The organism is Streptomyces sp. NPDC055287 (assembly GCF_053646035.1).
The window spans coordinates 162,846-186,229 of the sequence record NZ_JBSHNE010000005.1; the positions used below are offsets into that span (position 1 = coordinate 162,846).

21 protein-coding genes are annotated in these 23,384 nt (G+C 68.2%); 9 read left to right on the plus strand and 12 right to left on the minus strand.

Going from position 1 to position 23,384, the window contains the following annotated elements; translation table 11 throughout:
• Positions 1–42: 42 nt before the first annotated feature.
• From ACWIHY_RS10725 to dnaA, 5 genes are all read right to left on the minus strand, one after another.
• Positions 43–618: a DUF721 domain-containing protein gene (locus ACWIHY_RS10725; RefSeq protein ID WP_454375284.1), complete on the minus strand. Its 576-nt coding sequence runs from the start codon at positions 616–618 to the stop codon at positions 43–45.
• Complete coding sequence (recF, locus tag ACWIHY_RS10730) at positions 615–1,745, minus strand: DNA replication/repair protein RecF (RefSeq protein WP_454375285.1); 1,131 nt, start codon at positions 1,743–1,745, stop codon at positions 615–617. The genes ACWIHY_RS10725 and recF overlap by 4 nt, the downstream gene beginning before the upstream one ends.
• Before the next feature lie 34 nt (positions 1,746–1,779).
• A complete protein-coding gene (gene gnd / locus ACWIHY_RS10735) occupies positions 1,780–2,658 on the minus strand; it encodes a phosphogluconate dehydrogenase (NAD(+)-dependent, decarboxylating) (RefSeq protein WP_454375286.1) in 879 nt (292 codons plus the stop codon).
• Between the two features lie 67 nt (positions 2,659–2,725).
• Positions 2,726–3,856, minus strand: coding sequence for a DNA polymerase III subunit beta (gene dnaN / locus ACWIHY_RS10740; RefSeq protein ID WP_454375287.1), 1,131 nt, complete (start codon positions 3,854–3,856; stop codon positions 2,726–2,728).
• Between the two features lie 829 nt (positions 3,857–4,685).
• Complete coding sequence (gene dnaA, locus ACWIHY_RS10745; RefSeq protein WP_454375288.1) at positions 4,686–6,419, minus strand: chromosomal replication initiator protein DnaA; 1,734 nt, start codon at positions 6,417–6,419, stop codon at positions 4,686–4,688.
• A gap of 366 nt (positions 6,420–6,785) precedes the next feature.
• Here dnaA and rpmH point away from each other — a divergent pair, with 366 nt between their 5' ends.
• The 9 genes from rpmH (at position 6,786) to ACWIHY_RS10790 (ending at position 13,602) form a co-directional block, all read left to right on the plus strand.
• Positions 6,786–6,923 (plus strand): 50S ribosomal protein L34, encoded by a 138-nt coding sequence (gene rpmH, locus ACWIHY_RS10750; RefSeq protein ID WP_019707372.1) that lies wholly within the window; start codon positions 6,786–6,788, stop codon positions 6,921–6,923.
• 18 nt (positions 6,924–6,941) lie between these two features.
• The gene (gene rnpA / locus ACWIHY_RS10755; RefSeq protein WP_454375289.1) at positions 6,942–7,316 is read left to right on the plus strand and encodes a ribonuclease P protein component; all 375 of its coding nucleotides are present in this window, start codon (positions 6,942–6,944) and stop codon (positions 7,314–7,316) included.
• Positions 7,313–7,654, plus strand: a complete 342-nt coding sequence (yidD, locus tag ACWIHY_RS10760; protein ID WP_454375290.1) for a membrane protein insertion efficiency factor YidD — start codon at positions 7,313–7,315, stop codon at positions 7,652–7,654. The genes rnpA and yidD overlap by 4 nt, the downstream gene beginning before the upstream one ends.
• A 3-nt stretch (positions 7,655–7,657) precedes the next feature.
• Positions 7,658–8,893, plus strand: a complete 1,236-nt coding sequence (gene yidC / locus ACWIHY_RS10765) for a membrane protein insertase YidC (RefSeq protein ID WP_454375291.1) — start codon at positions 7,658–7,660, stop codon at positions 8,891–8,893.
• A 15-nt stretch (positions 8,894–8,908) separates the two neighbouring features.
• Complete coding sequence (locus ACWIHY_RS10770; protein ID WP_454375292.1) at positions 8,909–9,421, plus strand: Jag family protein; 513 nt, start codon at positions 8,909–8,911, stop codon at positions 9,419–9,421.
• Positions 9,422–9,528: 107 nt separating this feature from the next.
• Positions 9,529–10,245, plus strand: coding sequence for a 16S rRNA (guanine(527)-N(7))-methyltransferase RsmG (gene rsmG / locus ACWIHY_RS10775; RefSeq protein WP_454375293.1), 717 nt, complete (start codon positions 9,529–9,531; stop codon positions 10,243–10,245).
• Positions 10,246–10,498: 253 nt separating this feature from the next.
• Positions 10,499–11,575, plus strand: coding sequence for a ParA family protein (locus ACWIHY_RS10780; protein WP_454375468.1), 1,077 nt, complete (start codon positions 10,499–10,501; stop codon positions 11,573–11,575).
• On the plus strand, positions 11,572–12,675 hold the full coding sequence (locus ACWIHY_RS10785; RefSeq protein ID WP_454375294.1) for a ParB/RepB/Spo0J family partition protein: 1,104 nt from the start codon (positions 11,572–11,574) through the stop codon (positions 12,673–12,675). Before ACWIHY_RS10780 ends, ACWIHY_RS10785 begins: the two co-directional genes overlap by 4 nt.
• Before the next feature lie 309 nt (positions 12,676–12,984).
• Positions 12,985–13,602 carry a GNAT family N-acetyltransferase gene (locus ACWIHY_RS10790; protein ID WP_454375295.1) on the plus strand — a complete coding sequence of 206 codons (618 nt, stop codon included), beginning with the start codon at positions 12,985–12,987 and terminating at the stop codon, positions 13,600–13,602.
• A 77-nt stretch (positions 13,603–13,679) separates the two neighbouring features.
• Here the strand turns inward: ACWIHY_RS10790 and trxA are convergent, their stop codons facing one another.
• From trxA to ACWIHY_RS10825, 7 genes are all read right to left on the minus strand, one after another.
• Complete coding sequence (gene trxA / locus ACWIHY_RS10795; RefSeq protein ID WP_454375296.1) at positions 13,680–14,027, minus strand: thioredoxin; 348 nt, start codon at positions 14,025–14,027, stop codon at positions 13,680–13,682.
• Positions 14,028–14,073: 46 nt separating this feature from the next.
• Complete coding sequence (trxB, locus tag ACWIHY_RS10800; protein WP_454375297.1) at positions 14,074–15,048, minus strand: thioredoxin-disulfide reductase; 975 nt, start codon at positions 15,046–15,048, stop codon at positions 14,074–14,076.
• Between the two features lie 125 nt (positions 15,049–15,173).
• Positions 15,174–16,061: a hypothetical protein gene (locus ACWIHY_RS10805; RefSeq protein WP_454375298.1), complete on the minus strand. Its 888-nt coding sequence runs from the start codon at positions 16,059–16,061 to the stop codon at positions 15,174–15,176.
• Positions 16,058–16,777, minus strand: a complete 720-nt coding sequence (gene sigM / locus ACWIHY_RS10810; RefSeq protein WP_454375299.1) for an RNA polymerase sigma factor SigM — start codon at positions 16,775–16,777, stop codon at positions 16,058–16,060. Before sigM ends, ACWIHY_RS10805 begins: the two co-directional genes overlap by 4 nt.
• A 28-nt stretch (positions 16,778–16,805) precedes the next feature.
• Positions 16,806–18,521 carry a protein kinase family protein gene (locus tag ACWIHY_RS10815; protein ID WP_454375300.1) on the minus strand — a complete coding sequence of 572 codons (1,716 nt, stop codon included), beginning with the start codon at positions 18,519–18,521 and terminating at the stop codon, positions 16,806–16,808.
• 121 nt (positions 18,522–18,642) lie between these two features.
• Positions 18,643–20,844, minus strand: a complete 2,202-nt coding sequence (murJ, locus tag ACWIHY_RS10820) for a murein biosynthesis integral membrane protein MurJ (RefSeq protein WP_454375301.1) — start codon at positions 20,842–20,844, stop codon at positions 18,643–18,645.
• Positions 20,845–20,983: 139 nt separating this feature from the next.
• Positions 20,984–23,299, minus strand: a complete 2,316-nt coding sequence (locus tag ACWIHY_RS10825) for a DUF6049 family protein (RefSeq protein ID WP_454375302.1) — start codon at positions 23,297–23,299, stop codon at positions 20,984–20,986.
• Between the last annotated feature and the right edge of the window lie 85 nt (positions 23,300–23,384).

Consider the following 23,384-nt stretch of genomic DNA (forward strand, 5'->3'; position numbering starts at 1 on the left):
GTGAGCGACACCTCACGCCCACACCCGCGCCGCACCCGCTTCTCAGCCGTACGTATCCCCAGGACCCGTACTCCCCGGAGCCCGCAGCGCACCGAAACGACGCGGCGGACCACCCGGCCCCCAGATCTTGATCATCCGCACCGTGTCCCGGCCCAGATCACCGTTCAGCCGCGTCAGCAGCTCCCGCTGCATCAGCCGCAACTGCGTCGCCCACGCCGTCGAATCACACTGCACCGTGAGAACCCGCTCGTCCTCGTCATAACGCTGCGGCACACAGTGCTTCGCCAGATCCCCGCCCACGATCTCCGGCCACCGGCCCATCACACCGCCGACCGCCATCGGCATCTCCCAGCCGCGCTCCGTCTTCAACCGGTCCAGCGCCGCACCCAACGCCAGCGGATCACGCCCGTCCGCCCCCGAACCCGACCGCAAACCCCCACCACGCCCGGCCTGCCTCTTCTGCTGCGCCGCCGCACCCCGCGCCCGCGCCTGCTCCTTCGCCGCACGCAACGCCACCCGCGCCAGGTCGACCCCCGACGACTCCGGCGCCCTCAACGGCTCCGGCACCCTCGGCGGCTCCTGCGGCAACTCCCCGCCCGCCCCGCTCACACCACTCATACCCGCGCCACCTCGCCGCCGGACACCACATACCGCGCCCCCGACAACACCCCCGGTACATCGTCATCCACCGCGGCCGTCACCAGCACCTGCTCACCCGGCGCCACCAACTCCGCCAGCCGCTCCCGCCGCCGCGCGTCCAGCTCCGCGAAAACGTCATCGAGCACCAGCACCGGCTCATTGCCCTCGGCGCGCAGCAAATCGTACGAAGCCAGCCGCAACGACAACGCGTACGACCACGACTCGCCATGACTGGCGTAGCCCTTCGCCGGCAGCTGCCCCAGCTTCAGCACAAGATCATCCCGATGCGGACCGACCAGCGTCACGCCCCGCTCGATCTCCTGCTTCCGCGCTTCCGACAACGCCGCCACCAGCAGCCCGTACAACTCCTCACGCGACCGCACCGCCCCCGCACCTTCACCGACCGAACTCCGGTACTCCAACAACACCGGACCCCCGCCCGGCGCCAGCTGCTCGTACGCCTTGTCCGTCAACGGCTGCAACGTCGCGATCAGATCCAACCGCTGCGCCAACAGCTCCGCGCCCACCTGAGCCAGATGCTGATCCCACACATCCAGCGTCGACATGTCCATCGACCGGCCACCGTGCCGACGCGCCATCGCCGCCGACTTCAACAACGTGTTCCGCTGCTTCAGCACCCGCTCGTAGTCCGACCGCACCCCCGCCATCCGCGGCGACCGCGCCGTGATCAGCTCGTCAAGAAAACGCCGCCGCTCACCCGGATCACCCTTCACCAGAGCCAGATCCTCCGGCGCGAACAGCACCGTCCGTACGATCCCCAGCACATCCCGGGGCCTGACCTGCGACGACCTGTTGATACGAGCCCGATTCGCCCGGCCCGGATTCAGCTCCAGCTCCACCAGCTGCTGCCGCTCGCCCTGCGTCACAGCGGCCCGGATCACCGCCCGCTCCGCACCCATCCGCACCAGCGGCGCGTCCGAAGCCACCCGGTGACTGCCGAGCGTCGCCAGATACCCGACCGCCTCGACAAGATTCGTCTTGCCCTGCCCGTTCTGCCCCACGAAAACGGAAACGCCCGGATCGAGAGGGACCTCGACCCGGGCGTACGAGCGGAAGTCGGCCAACGACAGATGCGTGACGTGCATGACGTGCGCCGACCTTCTCCCAGCTCTGAACTGCTTACTTCTTCGACTCGACCGCGTGACCACCGAACTGGTTGCGCAGAGCGGCGATCATCTTCATCTGCGGGGAGTCGTCCTGCCGCGACGCGAAACGCGCGAACAGCGACGCCGTGATCGCGGGCAGCGGCACCGCGTTGTCGATCGCCGCCTCGACCGTCCAGCGGCCCTCACCGGAGTCCGCGGCGAACCCGCGCAGGTTCTCCAGGTGCTCGTCGTCGTCCAGCGCGTTGACCGCCAGGTCCAGCAGCCAGGAACGGATGACCGTCCCCTCCTGCCACGACCGGAAGACCTCACGCACGTCCGTGACCGAGTCGACCTTCTCCAGCAGCTCCCAGCCCTCGGCGTACGCCTGCATCATGGCGTACTCGATGCCGTTGTGAACCATCTTCGCGAAGTGGCCGGCACCGACCCTGCCCGCGTGCACCGAACCGAAATCACCCTCGGGCTTCAGGGCATCGAAGACCGGCTGGACCTTCGCCACGTTCTCGGCGTCGCCGCCGTACATCAGCGCGTAGCCGTTCTCCAGGCCCCAGACACCACCGGAGACACCGCAGTCGACGAAACCGATGCCCTTGAGGCCCAGCTCCACCGCGTGCTTCTCGTCGTCCGTCCAACGGGAGTTCCCGCCGTCCACGACCACATCGCCCGGCTCCAGCAGCTCGGCCAGCTCGTCCACCGTGGACTGGGTCGCGGCACCGGCCGGGACCATCACCCACACGACCCTCGGGCCCTTGAGCTTGGCCACAAGCTCCTCGAGGCTGTGGACATCGGCGACGTCCGGGTTGCGGTCGTAACCGATGACGGTGTGGCCTGCGCGGCGGATGCGCTCACGCATGTTGCCGCCCATTTTGCCGAGGCCGACGAGACCGAGCTCCATCAGAGATTCCTTAAGCGTTGTGGCGATTCGTACCCGGAGCCGAGCCTACGCCCGGCCCCCGGAGGCCTCAGCCCGAGAGCCGCACCGGCATGATCAGGTACTTGTACGCCTCGTCCGCCTCGGCATCCACCGCGGGCCTGCCGCTCAGCAGCGCCGGCTTCGTCGACGTCGTGAAGGACAGCTGGGCGACCGGCGAGTCGATCGCGCTCAGACCGTCCAGCAGGAAGGTCGGGTTGAAGGCGATCGAAATGTCGTCACCCTCGAGGTTCGCGTCGACCCGCTCCACAGCCTGTGCGTCGTCACTGGAACCCGCTTCGAGGATGAGCACACCCTGCTCGAAGCTGAGGCGCACCGGCGTGTTCCGCTCGGCGACCAGAGCCACACGCTTGACGGCCTCGACGAACGGCGCGGTCTCGATGACGGCGATCGAGTTGAACTCGGTCGGGAACAGCGTCCGGTACTTCGGCAGGTCACCCTCGAGCAGCCGCGTGGTCGTACGCCGGCCCGCGCCCTCGAAACCGATCAGGCCCTCGCCCGCACCGGAGCTGGACAGTGCGATGGTGACCGTGTCACCGCTGGTCAGTGACTTGGCGGTGTCAAGCAACGTCTTGGCGGGCACCAGGGCGACGGCCGATGCCTCCGGGTCCTCCGGCTTCCACATGAACTCGCGGACCGCGAAGCGGTAGCGGTCGGTGGAGGCCAGCGTGACCCGGTCGCCCTCGATCTCGATGCGTACGCCGGTGAGCACGGGCAGCGTGTCGTCACGGCCGGCGGCGATGGCCACCTGGGCGGCGGCGGAGGCGAAGACCTCACCGGGAACGGTGCCCGTCGCCGTCGGCATCTGCGGCAGCGCCGGGTACTCCTCCACAGGAAGCGTGTGGAGTGTGAATCGCGAAGAGCCGCAGACCACGGTGGCCCGTACACCGTCTGTGGAAATCTCCACCGGCCTGTTCGGAAGGGCGCGGCAGATGTCGGCGAGGAGCCGGCCGGAGACGAGAACGGTGCCGTCCTCCTCCACGTCCGCCTCGACCGAGACCCGCGCCGACACCTCGTAGTCGAAGCCGGAGAGGCTCAGTGCGCCCTCCTCGGCCTTGAGAAGAAGGCCCGCAAGGACAGGCACCGGCGGACGGGCCGGAAGGCTGCGAGCCGTCCAGGCCACCGCCTCCGCGAGTACATCGCGCTCAACCCGGATCTTCACCGGAACCGCCTCCTGCTTGTTGCTGGCTCGCCCTGCTGGCCGTCGTGGTCTGGGGTCGTCTGGCTGTGTTGCCGGGGACCAGTCTGACGCACGGCACCGACAGTCGGTGCGGCTCGGGGTCAAGTCGTGGCGAGAGGCGTCGCCGGCTCCGGGACCAAGTTGTGCACAGGCCCCTCTTCCAAGCGAATTCCGAGCTAACTCTAAGTGGGAGTAGTAGTAGGGCCTGTGGAAACGGTGGATAACCCCGTTTGCGCAGGTCAGCCGCACTTTTTTGTCCACCGCGCCTGTGGGCGGAGCCGGTGGACAACTCGGTGTTTCTGTGGACGCGCAAAAGTTACACACACGCGGTGCACAGGCAGGGGTGACTTCTCCCCAGCGCTGTCCCCAGCTTTACCCATGTTCCCCACAGCCCAACCGACCTCCTTGGTGTGACCGCTTTCACTCGGGCCGGTGAGGGCGCGTGTTTCGTTGCCGAACAGTGGACAGAGGTGTGGATTAGCTGTGCACAAGACGGCCCAGCCTGTGGGCGGCCGGTGGACAACCAAGATCTCCCCCTGTGGACAGTTTTTCTGTCCACACCCTGTGGATGAAGGTTGACCACAAATCCACAACCATCTGACCTGGGGTGATCAAGTCTCAGGAACCGCACCTGTGGACCCATTCTGGACAACTTCTGGGTCCCCAGGGTGTGGACGGAACATCCTGCCCTCTTCTGTGGAGAACGGGGTCCCGCGGGCACGTATTCGAACACCGCGGACGGGCGGAACGACGAAGGGCGCCCGGGGAGTTCATCCCCCGGGCGCCCTTCGGCCGTGTTTCCGGCGCCGTATCAGCCGTTCTTGATGCGGTTCGTGAGCTCGGTGACCTGGTTGTAGATGGAGCGTCGTTCCGCCATCAGCGCGCGGATCTTGCGGTCGGCGTGCATGACCGTCGTGTGGTCACGGCCGCCGAACTGCGCGCCGATCTTGGGCAGCGAGAGGTCCGTGAGCTCCCGGCACAGGTACATCGCGATCTGCCGGGCCGTCACCAGCACGCGGCTGCGGGACGATCCGCAGAGGTCCTCCACCGTGAGCCCGAAGTAGTCCGCGGTGGCCGCCATGATGGCGCCTGCCGTGATCTCCGGAGACGCGTCCTCACCGCCGGGGATCAGGTCCTTGAGGACGATCTCGGTGAGGCCGAGATCCACCGGCTGCCGGTTGAGCGACGCGAACGCCGTCACCCGGATGAGCGCGCCCTCCAGCTCGCGGATGTTGCGCGAGATGCGGGACGCGATGAACTCCAGTACCTCCGGCGGGGCGTTCAGCTGCTCCTGCACCGCCTTCTTGCGGAGGATCGCGATGCGCGTCTCCAGCTCCGGCGGCTGTACGTCGGTCGTCAGACCCCACTCGAAGCGGTTGCGCAGCCGGTCCTCCAGGGTGACCAGCTGCTTGGGCGGCCGGTCGGAGGACAGCACGATCTGCTTGTTGGCGTTGTGGAGCGTATTGAAGGTGTGGAAGAACTCCTCCTGCGTCGATTCCTTGCTCGCCAGGAACTGGATGTCGTCGACGAGCAGGATGTCCACGTCGCGGTAGCGCTTGCGGAAGGCGTCGCCCTTGCCGTCGCGGATCGAGTTGATGAACTCGTTGGTGAACTCCTCGGAGCTCACGTAGCGCACGCGCGTGCCGGGGTAGAGGCTCCGCGCGTAGTGCCCGATCGCGTGCAGCAGGTGCGTCTTGCCGAGGCCCGACTCCCCGTAGATGAAGAGCGGGTTGTACGCCTTGGCCGGCGCCTCGGCCACGGCGACGGCGGCCGCGTGGGCGAAGCGGTTGGACGATCCGATCACGAAGGTGTCGAAGAGGTACTTCGGGTTGAGGCGGGCGTGCGGCTCGCCCGGGCCCGGGGTGGATGCCTGCGCGGCCAGGGGCCCGGGCGCGCCGCCGGACTGCATCGAGGAGCCGGGGCCGCCGCGGTGCGGTCCGGACTGGTCCTGGTGGTCGCGGCGCTCGGGGCGCTCGTGACGCGGCGGCTGGTCGTAGTGCGGCTGCTCGTACTGCTGGTGCTCGGGTGCCTGCTGCCGGTAGTCGTGCTGCTGCGGGCGGCCGGCGTACGGGTCGCGTTCCTGGAAGCCGCCGAGCCGGGGCTGCTGCCAGCCGTGGTCCTCCTGCGGGCGCGGCCAGGAACCCTGGTCGTGGCGGGGCTGGCGGTAGTCGGGGTAGGTGGGCCTGGCCGTCGGCAGGTCGTCGGCCGGCGGGCGGTGTCCGTACGTGTCGTACGGCTCGTGCTGGGGCTGCTGCTGGGGGGCGGGCTCGGCGGCGGAGTCGTCGACGGTGATCGCGATCCGGATCGGGCGACCGCACTCGCGGCTCAGCGTCTCGCTGATGAGCGGCGCGAGCCGGCCCTCGAGGACGCGCTTGCCCCATTCATTGGGTACGGCGAGCAGCGCCGTGTCGGCGACCAGGGCGAGCGGCTGGCAGCGTTCGATCCACTGCTTGTCCTTGGGTTCGATGCCCTGCTGGCCCTCTCCGAGGAGATGCTCCAGCACTCGTGGCCACACTGCGGCAAGATCGGCAGGTACGTCAGCCACAGGGCACGCTCTCTCACAGGTCCCACGAATGTGTGGTTCTTGGGACGGGATGGGAAGGACAGGCAAGGACACAACGGATAAGAATCCAAGTTCATGCACGGTAGTCGCGGGTCCTCACGTGCATCAAGTTGTTGTCCACAGCCTGTGCATAGTGGACCCTGGTGACGGGTCGGTTTGACCGGATGGCGTAGCCGCGCGTACCGTGACCAGGTCGAGTTGTCGATGGCTGCTGCCGCCTGCCTCCGATGGGCAATGATCACGGTCTGTGATCGTGAAGCGGTGCACACGGGCGTTGCGAGCTTCCTCGTGGGCGCACGGTGACAGCCAGGCGATGCCCCGCCACCACACCACTTCTGGAGCCCCCGAGTGAGCAAGCGCACCTTCCAGCCGAACAACCGTCGTCGCGCCAAGACCCACGGTTTCCGTCTCCGTATGCGGACGCGTGCCGGTCGCGCCATCCTGGCGACTCGCCGTGCCAAGGGCCGCACGCGCCTTTCCGCCTGATCACCTACAGGTCATGACGTGCTGCCTACCGAGAATCGGCTGAGGCGGCGCGAGGACTTCGCGACCGCGGTACGCCGAGGACGCCGGGCCGGACGCCCGCTCCTCGTCGTACACCTGCGAAGTAGCGGTGCAACGGACCCGCACGCGCCTGGGGAGAGCGTTCCCCAGCCGCGTGCGGGTTTCGTCGTCAGCAAAGCCGTTGGCAATGCTGTCGTACGGAACGTGGTGAAGCGCAGGCTTCGCCACCTGGTCCGCGCCCGTCTGGCGGAGCTGCCCCCCGGTAGCCTGGTTGTCGTACGGGCATTGCCCGGATCAGGCGATGCCGACCATGCACAGCTGGCCCGAGACCTGGATGCCGCGCTTGAGCGGCTGCTGGGAGGGGGCGCGCGATGAAGTACCCGCTGCTGGCTCTGATCAAGCTGTACCAGTGGACGATCAGTCCGTTGCTCGGGCCGGTCTGCCGGTACTACCCGTCGTGTTCCCACTACGGGTTTACGGCCATCGACCGGCACGGTGCGGTCAAGGGCACGGCCCTGACCGCCTGGCGCATTCTGCGGTGCAATCCGTGGTCGCCGGGTGGTGTGGACCACGTCCCGCCGCGCAGACGTCCGCGTTGGCACGAAGCGCTGCGCAATGCGTGGAGCGGCGACCGCGGCAGCAAGGGCGGGCAGCACTCCGCCGCTGAGATCAACCCGGCCGCAGAGACCTCGCCCAATGCTCAAGGAGCCTGATTAGTGGACACGATTGCCAGTCTGTTCAGCTTTATCACCACCCCAGTTTCCTGGGTCATCGTCCAGTTCCACACGATGTACGGGGCGGTCTTCGGACCTGACACGGGCTGGGCCTGGGGTCTGTCCATCGTGTCCCTGGTCGTGCTGATCCGGATCTGTCTTATCCCGCTGTTCGTCAAGCAGATCAAGTCGACGCGTGGCATGCAGGCGCTCCAGCCTGAGATGAAGAAGATCCAGGAGCGCTACAAGAACGACAAGCAGCGTCAGTCCGAAGAGATGATGAAGCTGTACAAGGAGACGGGTACCAACCCGTTGTCCTCGTGCCTTCCCATCCTGGCGCAGTCGCCGTTCTTCTTCGCCCTGTACCACGTGCTCTCCAGCATCGCCTCGGGCAAGACCGTCGGTGTTATCAACGACTCGCTGCTGGCGAGCGCGCGTGAGGCGCACATCTTCGGCGCTCCGCTGGCCGCGAAGTTCACGGACAGTGCGGCGGACATGGTGAAGTTCGACGCCTCTCTGGTCGACGTCCGCGTCGTCACCGCAATCATGATCATCCTGATGTCCGCGTCGCAGTTCTACACGCAGCGCCAGCTGATGACGAAGAACGTCGACCTGTCGGTGAAGACGCCGTTCATGCAGCAGCAGAAGATGCTGATGTACATCTTCCCGGTCATGTTCGCCGTCATGGGCATCAACTTCCCCGTCGGTGTCCTCGTCTACTGGCTGACCACCAACGTGTGGACCATGGGCCAGCAGATGTACGTGATCCACGGGAACCCGACTCCGGGCAGCAAGGCGCAGGCTCAGCTGCTGGAGCGGATGCAGAAGTCGATCGTCAAGCACGGCAAGGTGCGTGGCCGACGCGAGCGCAACGTGATCAAGCAGATCGCCGCCAAGGGCCGTGAGCGCAACGAGGCCGAGCGCAAGTTCGTGAAGGGTCTTGGTCTGGCGCGGCTGGCCGTGCAGCCTGATGGCACGGTGGCGAAGGGCGAGCCCGAGGTCGAGGCCGAGGGCGGCGCGACGCCGGACTCCGGCCCGAAGCGGCAGCAGCCCAAGCGTCTGACCAAGTCGCAGCGTCAGGCCGGCGCGGAGCCTGTGGCGAAGACCTCGCTGCAGAAGGAAGAGCCGCAGGACGACAAGCCCAAGACAGCCGGCAAGCCTTCTTCCGGTTCAGCACGCCAAGCCAAGTCCGGGCAGCGCAAGGGCCAGCAGCGGCCCAAGCACCCGTCCAAGAAGTAATAAGGAGTCCATCCCGTGACGGAAGGCACCACCTCCGCGCCCGCCGAGGCTGGCGACACCCTGACCCGCCTCGAGCAGGAAGGGGAAATCGCGGCCGATTACCTCGAGGGCCTGCTCGACATCACCGACCTCGACGGCGACATCGACATGGATGTCGAGGCCGACCGAGCCGCGGTTTCGATCATCAGCGACGCGGGCAGCCGTGATCTGCAGAAGCTCGTGGGCCGCGACGGTGAGGTGCTGGAGGCGCTTCAGGAGCTGACGCGTCTAGCTGTGCACCGCGAGACCGGGGACCGCAGTCGGCTGATGCTGGACATCGCGGGCTTCCGGGCCAAGCGGCGTGAGGAGCTCGCGGAGCTCGGCGCCAAGGCCGCGGACGAGGTGAAGGGCTCCGGTGCGCCGGTGAAGCTGGACCCGATGACGCCGTTCGAGCGCAAGGTCGTGCACGACGCGATCGCGGCCGCGGGGCTGCGCAGTGAGTCCGAGGGCGAAGAGCCGGAGCGCTTCGTCGTCGTGCTCCCGGCCTGATCGGCCTGTTTGTCTGTCGGCCCCGTCTGTTCGCAGGCGGGGCCGATCTTTGTCAGCCTGTTAGTCAGCCATCAGTTTCGGTAGCGCGGTACGGAAGGACGGTCCCCGTGACGGAGGAAGCAGAGCTTCCCCAGGCGCCTGAAGAGGCACGGGCGGTATTCGGTGAGTTCTTTCCAGCGGCCGTCCGGTACGCGGAGCTCCTTGCGGACGCAGGTGTCAAGCGAGGGCTGATCGGCCCTCGTGAGGTGCCGCGGCTGTGGGAGCGCCACTTGCTGAACTGTGCGGTGCTCTCCGAGGTGGTCCCGGAAGGGGTCACGGTCTGCGACGTGGGTTCGGGGGCCGGGCTTCCGGGCATTCCGCTGGCTCTGGTGCGCCCGGACCTGAAGATCACGCTGCTGGAGCCGCTGTTGCGGCGTACGAACTTCCTTCAGGAGGTCGTCGAGCTGCTGGGTCTGGAGCACGTGACGGTGGTGCGTGGCCGTGCGGAGGAAGTCCTCGGGAAGCTGCCGCCGGTTCATGTGGTGACGGCACGGGCTGTCGCTCCGCTTGACCGGCTGGCCGGGTGGGGGGTTCCCCTGCTCCGGCCGTACGGGGAGATGCTCGCCCTCAAGGGAGACACCGCCGAGGAGGAGCTGAAGAGCACCCGTTCCGCGCTGAGCAAGCTCGGTGTGGTGAAGACGGAAGTACTTCAGGTGGGTGAGGGTGTGGTGAACCCGCTGTCCACGGTCGTGCGCGTGGAGGTCGGGGAGAGCCCCGGAGGAGTTCGCTTCGCGGCCAAGCGGGCGAAGGCTGCGCGGCCGTCGCGTACACGTCGGCGGCGTTGATCTGCCCTGTTTATCAACGATGCTCCATACAAGCTGCCATACCTACGCATTGCGGAGTGTCGTGAGGGTGTAGATGCACCGCCGGTGCATCGTGTTTCACGTGAAACGTCGCTCTCTGCTGCAAGGAATCATCAGCCGCGGTCGTGCGGCTGCCGCACCGCGCGACCGCAGGCCCGGAAGAGGCACAGAGTTGTCCACAGAGGTGGATTTCTCCACAGAAGAACGGGCCTCGCTGGTTCATGACCCCGAAAGCATGGCACGCTCTGTGCATTGCGAGCCTGATGTCGAGGAGAGTGAATCCTTGCGGTCCGACGCCAACATCGCGGGACCGATGACCGACCCGGTCCCCGGTCCCCGAACCGAAACCTTGGGGGAGGATGTTTCACGTGAAACACCGCCCCCGATGGACGACACCCCTATTGGTCGTGCTGCCCAGCTGGCGGTAGAAGCTCTCGGCCGGGCCGGCGAGGGTCTGCCCCGCCCTGAGCAGACCCGCGTCATGGTGGTGGCCAACCAGAAGGGCGGCGTCGGGAAGACCACGTCGACGGTCAACCTTGCCGCTTCGCTCGCGCTGCACGGCGCCCGCGTCCTGGTGGTCGACCTTGACCCGCAGGGCAACGCTTCCACGGCACTGGGCATCGATCATCACGCCGAAGTTCCCTCGATCTATGACGTCCTGGTCGACAGCAGGCCGCTCTCCGAAGTGGTCCAGCCGGTCCCGGACGTCGAAGGCCTCTTCTGTGCCCCGGCGACCATTGATCTCGCCGGTGCGGAGATCGAGCTGGTGTCGCTGGTGGCTCGGGAGAGCCGTTTGCAGCGGGCGATCCAGGCGTACGAGCAGCCGCTGGACTACATCCTCATCGACTGCCCGCCCTCACTGGGCCTGCTGACCGTCAATGCGATGGTCGCCGGCGCGGAGGTGCTGATCCCCATTCAGTGCGAGTACTACGCGCTCGAAGGGCTGGGGCAGCTTCTTCGGAACGTCGATCTGGTGCGGGGACACCTCAACCCGGACCTGCATGTGTCGACGATCCTCCTGACCATGTACGACGGAAGGACCCGGCTTGCCTCTCAGGTGGCCGACGAGGTGCGTACCCACTTCGCCAAGGAGGTGCTCAGGACGAGCATCCCGCGGTCCGTACGTATCTCGGAAGCACCGAGCTATGGGCAGACGGTGCTCACCTATGACCCGGGATCCAGTGGATCGCTTTCGTACCTGGAAGCGGCCCGTGAGATCGCGCTGCGGGGCGTCGGGGTGCACTATGACCCGCAGCATGCCCACCTGGGCAACCAGAACAGCCAGCAGAGCATGTCGGAGGGGATCCAGTGAGTGAGCGACGTAGAGGATTGGGGCGTGGGCTCGGTGCGCTGATCCCAGCCGCTTCCCAGGAGCAGACGAGTCCGCCCGTGGGGGCGGCCTCGACGTCCCCCGGAGCCGTGCCGGTGCTGACCGCCGAGCGGGGGGTGGCGGCCGCCAAGGTGACTTCGCTTCCCGCGAGCGCTGTTCCACGTGAAACGGAAGCTTCCGCAATTGCTCCTCAGGGGGAGCCGGCGGGGCCGGGGGAGGTCGCCGGAGTTCACTTCGCCGAGCTTCCGCTGGACTCCATCAAGCCGAATTCGCGCCAGCCGCGTGAGGTGTTCGACGAGGACGCGCTCATGGAGTTGGTCACCTCGATCAAGGAGGTGGGGCTCCTCCAGCCCGTCGTCGTGCGGCAGCTGGGCCCTGAGCGCTATGAGCTCATCATGGGCGAGCGCCGCTGGCGCGCCTGCCGGGAGGCCGGTCTGGAGCGGATCCCGGCGATCGTCAGGGCCACGGAGGACGAGAAGCTTCTCCTCGACGCACTGCTGGAGAACCTGCACAGGGCGCAGCTGAACCCGCTGGAAGAGGCTGCGGCGTACGACCAGCTGCTGAAGGACTTCAACTGCACGCACGACCAGCTGGCGGACCGGATCGGGCGCTCGCGCCCGCAGGTCTCCAACACGCTGCGTCTGCTGCGGCTGTCGCCTTCGGTGCAGCGCAGGGTCGCGGCGGGCGTTCTGTCTGCCGGGCATGCGCGGGCGCTGCTCGCTGTGGAGGACTCCGAGGAGCAGGACCGTCTGGCGCACCGCATTGTGGCCGAGGGGCTGTCGGTGCGTGCGGTCGAGGAGATCGTGACCCTGATGGGCTCGCGCCCGCAGGGCTCTCCGAAGGCGAAGGGGCCGCGTGCGGGTGCCAGGTTGTCGCCCGCGCTGACTGGTCTCGCTTCCCGGCTCTCCGACCGGTTCGAGACCCGAGTGAAGGTCGACCTGGGGCAGAAGAAGGGAAAGATCGTCGTCGAGTTCGCGTCGATGGACGACCTGGAGCGGATTCTCGGGACGATGGCCCCCGGAGAGGGACGGGTCCTGGAGCAGGGGCTGTCCGAGGAGAAGGCGGAGGACGGCGAGAGCTGAGCCGCCGACCGAGCGTTGTTGCAGGGCGGGCCGTGTCCGGAGCAATCTGGAACACGACCCGCCCTTTGCTCTCCCTCGGTATCCGTCCGAACGCGGGGTGGATACGATGCGTTCTGGTATGGCGCATCCACCTTGGTTCACTTTGAGAGGGAGGGCGGGGGCCATGCGATCGGTGAGTCGCAGCCAACTGGTGACAGCGGGCCTGAGTGTCGGCGCCGTCGGAGGGTTCGTCGGCAGTCTGCTCCGGGAACGGGGCGTGCTCGCAGCCGCCCGTGACGCGGCAGGGGAAGGAAGCGAGGATCATCCTTCATGGGACGTCGGCTCGTACCGCTCACGCTGGACAATCTTCCGGACCTCCCGAAGCGCTGCCGGTCCTGCGTCTTCTGGGAACTTGATCCGGTCAGTGGAGAAGCAGCGGTAAAGGCGGGCACTCCGGAACTGGAGAAGGAAGCCTGGATCTCGGCTGTCCTGCTGGAGTGGGGGTCGTGCGGGCGGGTCGTCTACGTCGACGAGGTCCCGGCGGGCTTCGTGCTGTACGCCCCGCCGGCCTACGTACCGCGGTCGACGGCTTTCCCGACGAGTCCGGTGTCGCCGGACGCTGTGCAGCTGATGACAGCCTGGATCATGCCCAGCTATCAGGGTCAGGGGCTGGGGCGCGTGATGGTGCAGACCGTCGCAAAGGATTTGCTGCGGCGGGGATTCAAGGCCATCGAGGCCTTCGGTAACGCCCGCTGGACGGAGCCCGCGTGTCTGCTGCCGGCGGAGCATCTACTGTCGGTCGGTTTCAAGACCGTACGGCCGCATCCGCTGCATCCGCGGCTGAGGCTGGAGCTGCGAACCACGCTTTCCTGGAGGGAAGACGTCGAGCTCGCTCTCGACAGGCTGCTGGGGGCGGTCCAGAAGGAGCCGGTGCTCCGTCCGCTGTGAGGTCCTGAAAACGGGTGGGGGCTCATCCCTGACAGGGATGAGCCCCCACCCGTTTCACGTGAAACAAGGTTCGGCGGTCAGGCCTTGGTGACCTCTTCGCCGATGAACTCGTCGAGGTCGCGCAGGAGGGCTGCCTTCGGCTTGGCGCCGACGATGGTCTTGGCGACCTCGCCGCCCTGGTAGACGTTCAGCGTCGGGATGGACATGACGCCGTACTTGGCTGCGGTGGCCGGGTTCTCGTCGATGTTGAGCTTGACGATCTCGATCTGGTCGCCGTGCTCAGCCGCGATCGCTTCGAGCGACGGGGCGATCTGGCGGCAGGGACCGCACCAGGCGGCCCAGAAGTCCACCAGTACGGGCTTGTCGCTCTTGAGGACGTCCTGCTCAAAGGATGCGTCGGTCACGTTCTTCAAGGTGCCGGCCACGGCAGCCTCCTTAACTTCGGGTGGGGTGTGGGGTGGGGCGGGAAGGTCAGGCGGCGGCGGTCTTCTCGGGCTCGGCCACCTTGTCGGTGTCGGCCAGAGCGGCCAGGAAGCGCTCGGCGTCGAGTGCGGCAGAGCAGCCGGTGCCGGCGGCCGTGATGGCCTGCCGGTAGGTGTGGTCGACGACGTCACCGGCGGCGAAGACACCGGTGAGGTTGGTGCGCGTCGACGGTGCGTCGACCTTCACGTAGCCCTCTTCATCGAGCTCCAGCTGGCCCTTGAACAGCTCAGTGCGCGGGTCGTGGCCCACGGCGATGAACAGTCCGGTGACGGGCAGCGGGGTGATCTCGCCGGTCTTGGTGTCCCGCAGGGTCAGGCCCGAGAGCTTCTGGTCGCCCTCGAGCTCGGCGACCGAGCTGTCCCAGGCGAACTTGATCTTCGGGTCGGCGAAGGCGCGGTCCTGCATGGCCTTGGAGGCGCGCAGGGTGTCCCGGCGGTGGACGATGGTGACGGACTTGGCGAAGCGCGAGAGGAAGGTCGCCTCCTCCATCGCGGTGTCGCCGCCCCCGACGACGGCGATGTCCTGGTCCTTGAAGAAGAATCCGTCGCAGGTGGCGCACCAGGAGACACCGCGGCCGGAAAGCGCGTCCTCCTTGGGCAGGCCGAGCTTGCGGTGCTGGGAGCCTGTCGAGACGATGACTGCCTTGGCGCGGTGGACCGTACCGGAGGTGTCGGTGACGGTCTTGATGTCACCGCTGAGGTCGACGGAGACGATGTCGTCCGGAACGAGCTCGGCGCCGAAGCGCTCGGCCTGAGCGCGCATGTTGTCCATCAGGTCGGGGCCCATGATGCCGTCGCGGAACCCGGGGAAGTTCTCCACGTCGGTGGTGTTCATCAGAGCACCGCCTGCGGTCACCGCGCCCTCGAACACCAGCGGCTTCAACGACGCACGCGCGGTGTACAGCGCGGCGGTGTAGCCGGCGGGCCCGGAGCCAATGATGATCACGTTTCGGACGTCGCTCACGGGTTTTTTCCTCGTCTCTGCGGACTGCCTGCTGCCTACGGGGGCCTGTCTAGGACTCTCACCCCACCCAACGGATCCTACGGGGCATGCATTCCCGAGGTGTCCGGGCCCATTCGGGCCCGATGTCAACGGCGGGGGTAGGCCTGTGTCAGCAGAATCTCACCCTTGACGGGTGGAGCAGCACCGTCACACGCGGCATCGACGACGTAGGCCTGCACCCGCGTCGCGTCGGTGGGATGCGGAAGTACGAGGAGGAAGGCCTTCTTGCCGTCGTACGTCCCTTCCTCCGCGGCTAGCGGCGCGGTGTTGCGGCCGGTTCCTTCCTGGACGCAGGGGGGCACCAGCACGTCGGTTCCCCGAAGAGGGGTGTGGGACTCGACGTCCGTAGAGGGGGCGTTCTCGGTCTTCTCTTTCGACATGGGCTGCTGGGAGATCAGGCCCTGCACCCGGTTCTCCAGGACAGTGGCGGAGAACGTGGGCCCGGACGACCGCTTGGCTGTGGCGCTCCTGTCGGCGGATGCGTCCTTGCCGTCCGGTGACTGGAAAGACTGCAGCAGGAGCACGCCCATGCCGAGGGCAGCCGTTCCGAACACGGCGCCGATCACGGCACTGCGCCTACGGCGCTTTGCCCTGCTGTCCCGGCCGGGGCCGGTGGTCGCGCGCGGGCGTCCGGCGGGGCGGTCTGAGGGGGCGGGTTCGGCAAGATGCGGGGCGGGCGCTGTTTCACGTGAAACACGCGCGGTCTCGGCGGGCGACGTGGAGTCCAGGAGCGCTTCGGCGGCCAGCGCCGCGTCGATGCGGCCTGCGACGTCGGCGGGCATCCGGTGCGTGCCGGGCAGGGTGCCGAGCAGTCCGCGGATCTCTTCCAGGGAGGACTGCACGTCGGCGCACAGCGCGCACCCCTCGAGATGCCGGCGTACGTCCGCCGTGCGGGAGGGCATGAGGAGGCCCTCGGCGAGGTCGGAGATCTCTGAGACGTCCGGGTGCTGAGTCGTGCCGGCCGTCGATGTCATGCGCGCCCACCTCCGCCCTTCACCGCAGCAGGATCGCTTGGTCCCGCATCCTTTGGTCCTGCATCCTTTGGTCCCGACGCCGGTGGGACGGATGCCCCGGGCGTCCGGTTCCTTCCCCCGGCGTGGCCCTCGCTACCCCTGGCATCGGCGCGCAGATGGGTGAGGAGTGGCAGCAGCCGGGCGCGGCCGCGCGCACAGCGGCTTTTCACCGTTCCTGTCGGCACATCGAGGACGCGGGCGGCCTCCGCCACCGGGTAACCCTGCATGTCCACGAGAACCAGTGCGGCCCGTTGCTCGGGGGGCAGGGTGGCCAGGGCCGCGATGAGCTCTCTGTGGAGGTCCTGGCGCTCCGCCGGCGCCTCGGCGGACTCGTGTGGTTCCAGGAGCTGGTCCAGGCGGTCGGCGTCGTCGACGGGAGCGGTCTTGCGGGACGCCGCCTTGCGTGCCCGGTCGAGGCAGGCATTGACGGTGATGCGGTGCAGCCAGGTGGTGACGGCGGACTGGCCGCGGAAGGTGTGGGCGGCGCGGTAGGCGGACACCAGGGCGTCCTGGACCGCGTCAGCGGCCTCCTCGCGGTCGCCGAGCGTGCGCAGGGCCACGGCCCACAGCCGGTCGCGGTGGCGCCGTACGAGTTCGCCGAACGCGTCGGGGTCGCCTTTGACGTGGGCGGCCAGGAGGTCCTGGTCGCTTGTGGCGTTGAGCGCGGCGTCGTCCAACGGTGAGCCCCCTCCCCCTGTGTACCGGTCAGCCCGTGACCCTGATCTCCGAGATTCCGCCACGGAAGCGGTCGGCGGAGCCGTCGGTCGGCAGAGACGTGATGTGGATCAGGATGTACCGGGTGCGGACCGGCTTGTCGAGAGTGGCTTGGAGCTTGCCTTCTACCGGCCCGCGTTCGGTCATCTGCTGCGAGAAATCGGAAACGGCGGCCGGATTCGAGGCGTCTTCTGCGGCGGCGAGTACTTCTACGGTCTGCCCGCTCCGGTACATGTCGATATCGATGCCGGACACGTCCTTGACGCTTCCGAGATCGACGATGATCCCGCTGCCGTCCTTGCGGTGCGGGAGATTGCCGAAGTTCGCGAATCCGCGGTACTGCCCGGTGACCCAGGCGGTGCCGGTGTCACCGTCGATGCTGTTCGCTACCTCTTCCGGCTCTATCCCCGAGCCGTTCGGGGCGAACACCGACGCGTCGGCGATGCGCAGCGGCTTCGGGTCAGGCCTCTTGGGCGCCTCGTCGTCGCTCGGCTGCGAGGTCTTCGTCTCACCGGAGTCGTTGTCGCGGTCCAGGAGCGTGTCCGCGAGCTGCCAGCTGCCGAGGCCGAGCGCGGCGATGAGCAGTGCGGCCACGCCCCACTTGAGGACTTTCCCGGTGCGGCTCTGGAGAGGGCCCGGGGGCACGGCCGTGACGGCCTGGGTGACGGGCATGCCGGGGTGTGGCCCCGGCCTTCCGTAGGTGCCCTGCTGGTAGGTGGTGCGCTGGTACTCCGGCGGGGCGGTGAAGGTGGGCTCCGGCGGGCGGATGCGGGGCATCGCGGCAACGGCCTTCGCCAGCTCGTCGGGGGTCGTGCAGGGCGGTTCCTGGCGCGAGGCGGTAGCGCCGTCGTTGACCAGGGCTCGCATGGCGAGCTCCGAGAGGCCCCGGTGGATGCCGGCCCGTACCTGGTCGGGGGCGATCAGCCCGACGCCCTTGGGCAGCCCTGAGAGTCCGTATGCGTCCCTCTCGTACGGCCAGCGCTGGGTCAGGGCGGCGTACAGCAGCGCGCCGATGGCCTCGGTGTCGCTGCGCTGCGGGCGGTCGGAGGAGATTCCGCGCAGGGCGGCGTTCACCGCGAGACCGCGGATGCGGTACTGGCCGGAGGAGGTCCGCAGGATGGCGCCCGGCGTGAGCCTGAGGTGGGCGAGGCCCTCGCGGTGTGCGGCGGCCATGGCCTGGGAGATCTGGCTGACGAGCTGGTACGCCTCGTGGGCCTCCAGCGGTCCGGAGGCGAGGAGCGCCGTCAGTTCGGTGGCGTCGGGCAGCCACTCGTGGACGACGTAGACAAGATCGTTCTCTTCCACCGCGTCCAGGACCTGCACGAACCTGGGATCGCCGAGCAGGGCCGACGAGCGGGCCGCGGCGAGCACAGACCTGGCCCGCGGGTGGTCCGCGGGCAGCAGGTGTACGCCGACGGCGCGGCGCAGTTTCTCGTCGACCGCCCGCCAGCTGCTGAATCCGTCCAGACGGGTGACGCATTCTTCGAGCCGGTAGCGTCTCGCGAGCTTGTGCCCGCTGTGGAGCTCAGGTGTCGCGATGGGGGGTTCGGCGCCTTGGCGCTCGCCGTCCGCGTCGCTCTTGCTCTCGTCCGCTGGCTCCTGGGCTTCTTCCACCCCGTCGGCCGTGGCCTTGTCCGCCTTGGCGGCCAGCGGTTCATCACCGCTGTTGTCTGCCACGTCGACGGCAGCCGTGCTACGTTCCGCCACCGTCGTTCCTGCCTCCCCATCCGTTGCGCGCTGTTGAACAGCCATGCCAATTGTGCCCACAGTCCGGCGCTATGCACGACACGCGGCGGCCGGTGATGGTTGTGCGGGGCCGCCCGGCCGTTTAGCGCCCGAGGCGTCCGCGCACCATGCCGACCATGGCGTTGAGCTCCACGATCCGCATCCTCTTCGCGGCGAGGAAGAACACCCCCAGCAGGACGATGCCGCCCGCGACCAGTGCGGCGAGCGATCCGAGGGCGTCACTGCCCAGGACGCGCATGATGCCGTAGGCGGCGCCGCCGCCGAGGATCGCCGCCGGTACGGAGGCGCCGGAGAGCCTGGCGTACGTACGCAGGACGTGAGTGCCGTCCAGGTCGCCGCCCAGCCGGTTGCGCAGGCGCCGCCAGGCCACGCCGACGCCGATGGCGTAGGCCAGGCCGTACGAGCCCGCCATGCCGACCACGGCCCACTGAGCGGGCAGGACGACGTAGCAGACGGCCGAGGCAGCGGCGTTGACCGCGGCGACGATGACGGTGTTGTAGAAGGGGGTGCGGGTGTCCTCGTACGCGTAGAAGCCGCGCAGAACGACGTACTGCACGGAGTACGGGATGAGGCCGAGGCCGAAGGCCATCAGGGTGAAGCCCATGGCCTGGGCGCCCTGGTGGCCGGTGGACGCGAACAGCAGGGTGCACATGGGAACGCCGAGCGCCAGGAAGGCGAAGGCGACCGGGACGATGGCGACGGCCGAGTTGCGCAGTCCCTGCGAGATGTCGTCACGGACGGCGCCCGGGTCGTTGTCATGTGCGGCGCGGGAGATGCGGGGCAGCAGGGCGGCCATGACGGAGACCGTGATGATGGCCTGCGGCATGCCCCAGATCAGCTGGGCGTTCGAGTAGGCGAGGATGCCCGCGCCGTCCTTGCCCGACGCCTTGCCCGCCGCGGTGGCGAGCTGGGTGACGACGAGGACGCCGGCCTGGTTGGCGAGAACGAACAGGACGGTCCACTTGGCGAGCTTGACTGTCTTGCCGAGCCCGTGGCCCTTCCAGTCGAAGCGGGGGCGGTAGCGGAACCCGGTTTCGCGCAGGTACGGGATCATCGCGAGGGCCTGGACGGCGAGGCCGAGCAGGGTGCCGATCCCCAGGAGCCTGATGCCCTCGTCCGGGATGGTCCGCACGCCCATCTGCGATTCGGAGGAGGCTCCGTACACCCAGATGAACAAGCCGAACGTGGCGATCATGACGATGTTGTTGAGGACCGGGGTCCACATCATCGCGCCGAACTTGCCGCGGGCGTTGAGGATCTGTCCCATGACGACGTGCACACCCATGAAGAAGATCGTGGGCAGGCAGTAGCGGGCGAACGTGACGGCGACGCTGTTGGCCGCTTCGTTGTCCGCGATCGACACGGACATCAGGCGGACCAGCAGCGGGGCCGCGAACACCGCGAGGGCCACGATCGCACCCAGCGCCACCATGACGAGGGTCAGCAGGCGGTTGGCGAAGGCCTCGCCGCCGTCCTCGTCGTTTTTCATCGCCCGCACAAGCTGGGGCACGAACACCGAGTTGAGACCGCCGCCTACGGTGAGGATGTAGATCATCGTCGGCAGGGTGTACGCCACGGTGAAGGTGTCACCGAGCAGGGCCGCGCCCAGCGCCGCGGTGATCACGAGGCTGCGCACGAAACCGGTGAGGCGGGAGACCAGCGTGCCCGCGGCCATCAGCGCGCTCGACTTCAGCACACTGGCCGCGCGCCCCGCCGGCTTTTTGGGCGGCACGGGGGCCGGGACCGGCTCGGGAGCAGCCGTGGGGGCGGGCTGCCCGGGTGCCTGCTGGTCGCGGTAGAGATGGGCGAACGCGTCCGCCTGCTCCGGGATCTCCTCGCCCGCCTTGGAGACCAGGTCGTCCACGCCCACGAACTCGGTGGTCACCGCGTTGTCGCCGTACGGCAGACGGCGCGAAGGTCCGTCCGGTTCGGGCGGCGGGGTCTGCGCCCATACATGCGGGTCCGGGCCATACTGCGGCGCGGCCGGCTGCTGGTACAGCGGCTGCGGCTCCTGATAGGTGCCGGGCGGCGGCGGAGGGTGCGAGGCGCGGTCGTAGAGCGCCTCCGTCACCGGATCCTGCGCGGAGGGGTCCTGGGAGCGGTACGGATCGTGACTGTAGGCGTCCTGGACATACGGGTCCGGAGCGGCGTTCGGCTCCTCGGCGGACTCGGGATGCTGCGGCGCCGGCACATGGCCTGCCTCCGGGGGCTCCGGGGGCACGCCCCGGAAAGGCGCGGTGCCACTCGCGCCCTGTCCACGGTCACCGTCGTACGGCGCGTTCACTGGTGCTCCCCTCGAGCTTCCTGTTCCGGCGAGCTGTGCCCCGCTGGGTGTACGGCCGGGGATCCGGGGACTCTCTCCCGGGAAGACGCTGCATTGCAACCCCACCTCATCGTCCCCGGCCGACCGGCCACGGCGTAGCTCAACGGTCCACTTTCTCACCCGTGCCCGACGGGTTGCCGCTTTCGGGACCGGTGTCCGGCGCCGGGTCACTCGGCTGCTCGGAGTCGTCACCCTCGCTGCCGCCGCCGTTGTCGTCCCCGTCGGCGGCCTCGCGGGCCGCCGCGCGCTTGCGCTGGGTGTACATCCGGACGCCGGCGAGGACGAGCAGCAGCACACCGCCGGCGATGACGAGCATCACGGTCGGAGTGAATTCGTTCACGTCGACCGTGAACTCCATCTGGCGGCCGTACGGCGTGCCGTCCTCGGTGTAGAGCTGCGCGATCACGGGGACCGGGCCGTTGGCGTTGGCGGTGGCCGTGAACTTCACCGACTGGCTGTGGCCGCCCGCCACCTTCACCCGTTGCTCGGCGACGCTCTGGTCCCCGTCCAGCTTGAGACGGGTGGGCTTGGTGGACCTGAGCCGCAGCACCAGGTTCTCGACGCCCTGCACCAACTGGTTCTGCACGGTCACGGGCACCGTCGCGCTGCGCCCCGACAGGGTCGCGTCGGACTTCTGGATGAGCTGCACCTCGTCGGTGAGGCTCACCAGATAGCTCTGCACCCCGTCGCGGTACTTCTGGGCCTTCGGCTCACTGCCGCGCCACGACGTCGACATGGCGCGGTTGATCGCGTTGCCGAAGGGAGTGATCACCCGGTCGGGGGAGGTGAGGATCACCTTGAAGTTGTCGAGCTTGTCCTGCGTGGTCTTGATGTTCCGGAACGCCCTGACCGGAAGCTCGTGCTTGCTCAGCGACCGGGGGTACGAGGCCTGGCCCGGCACGTCGGTCGTGGCACTGGCATCGGGCTTGGCCTTCGCGGCGGCCACCAGGTCCAGCGGCTGCGACCAGCGCTGCGCGTCGAGGCTGTGCAGGGCGCTCGCCATCGACTGCGCCTGGCTGGCGGACGGCAGGCGCTGCGGGGCGACGACGACGCTGCGCTGCTTCTCCTCGTCCTGAAGGGTTACGGCCAGGGTCTGGGCGAGGAATTTCTGCACGGCCAGGGTGGAGTTCCCGGCCTTGGACATGTCGCCCTCGAAGGCGGTGGAGAGCCGGGAATCGGCGACCACCGCATTGGTGCCGCCGCCGATCGGCCGGGTCGCGGTGGGCGTGTACGGCAGGCCGCGCGTCTCGGTGAGGCTGTCGCTGCGGGCGATCACGTTGTGGGCGCCGGCCGAGGTGGCGACATCGACGACCGACGGGTCGACGGCTCCGTTCACCGGCCAGGCGAAGTCGGTGGAGGGTTCCGTCTGGAGGATCGACTTCACGGCCGTCGCGGCGACGTCGGTCGCGCGCCGCAGGTGACTGAGGGAGCCCGGAATCTCCTTGCCGCGGTGTGCCAGGGAGGCAAGGTCGGGGTCGGCGAACGGCAGCGCCACGACCTTCCGGCCCTCCACCGCTTTCTCGAGATCGCTCAGCCACTGGTTGGCCACGGCCTGGTACTTGCCCGCGACGGTCGATTCGCCGTCTTCGGACCTGATCCGATAGCTCTGCGTCATGGCGTTGACGGTGGCCAGCAGGTCCGGGTCGACGACCCATGTCACCGGCAGCTCATTGCCGAGCGACACCAGCTGATTGAGGCGCCCGCCCGGGGCCAGCTCCGCGCCCAGGTTGTCGTTCTCGAAGACCGGGGTCTGCTGCTCGTCCGAACCCGTTTCCGCGGTCAGATGCGTCGAGGAGATCAGCGGCCAGAGGTAGGTGAGCTGGGTCTTCTTCTCCGTGGCGTCGGGCTGCCAGGGCAGGAACGTCTTCTGGATGCCCAGTGTCTGCTCGTACGGATGGCTCGGGGTCTGGCCCGAAAGGGATACTCCGAGCTGGTAGACGCCCTGGTCCTCGAGGTCCAGCCTGTCGACGGGCACCGTGATGCTGAAGTCCTCGCTGATGCCGGACGGGAGCTTCGCGAACTTCTTCGTGAACTTTCCGCCGAGCTCCGCGGGATCCAGCCCGTCCGTGTCCTGGCTGCGCTCGTCCGCCGCGTCGATCGCCGTTCTGCCGGCCAGACGCGGTCCCACGCTGAGCCCGACGTGCGCGTCGGTGACGGCTTCCTTGCCCCTGTTGGTGACCGTGCCGGAGACGGTGACCTTGTCACCCTCCACCGGGGCTCCTGGGGTCAGTGCGTCCAGGGACACATCAACCGTGCGCGAGCCCGTGGCGTCGTCGGCGGCGTGCGCCGGCGCGGCCGCCGGGAGGCACAGGAGGCCCGCCACCAGGGGGGCGCCCGCGAGCAGCCCCGCCGTGCGCCGCAGCCACCGGCGGGCAGGTGAGGGAACCATCCCCTGAAAGTCTGCCGCCTCGGCCACGCCCACGCCCGTCCCTAGTCTTCGTCTGCTGCTGGTGTTGGTTGTCGGTTCTTGCGTCCACGCATGGTAACGAGGTGCGCTGTGG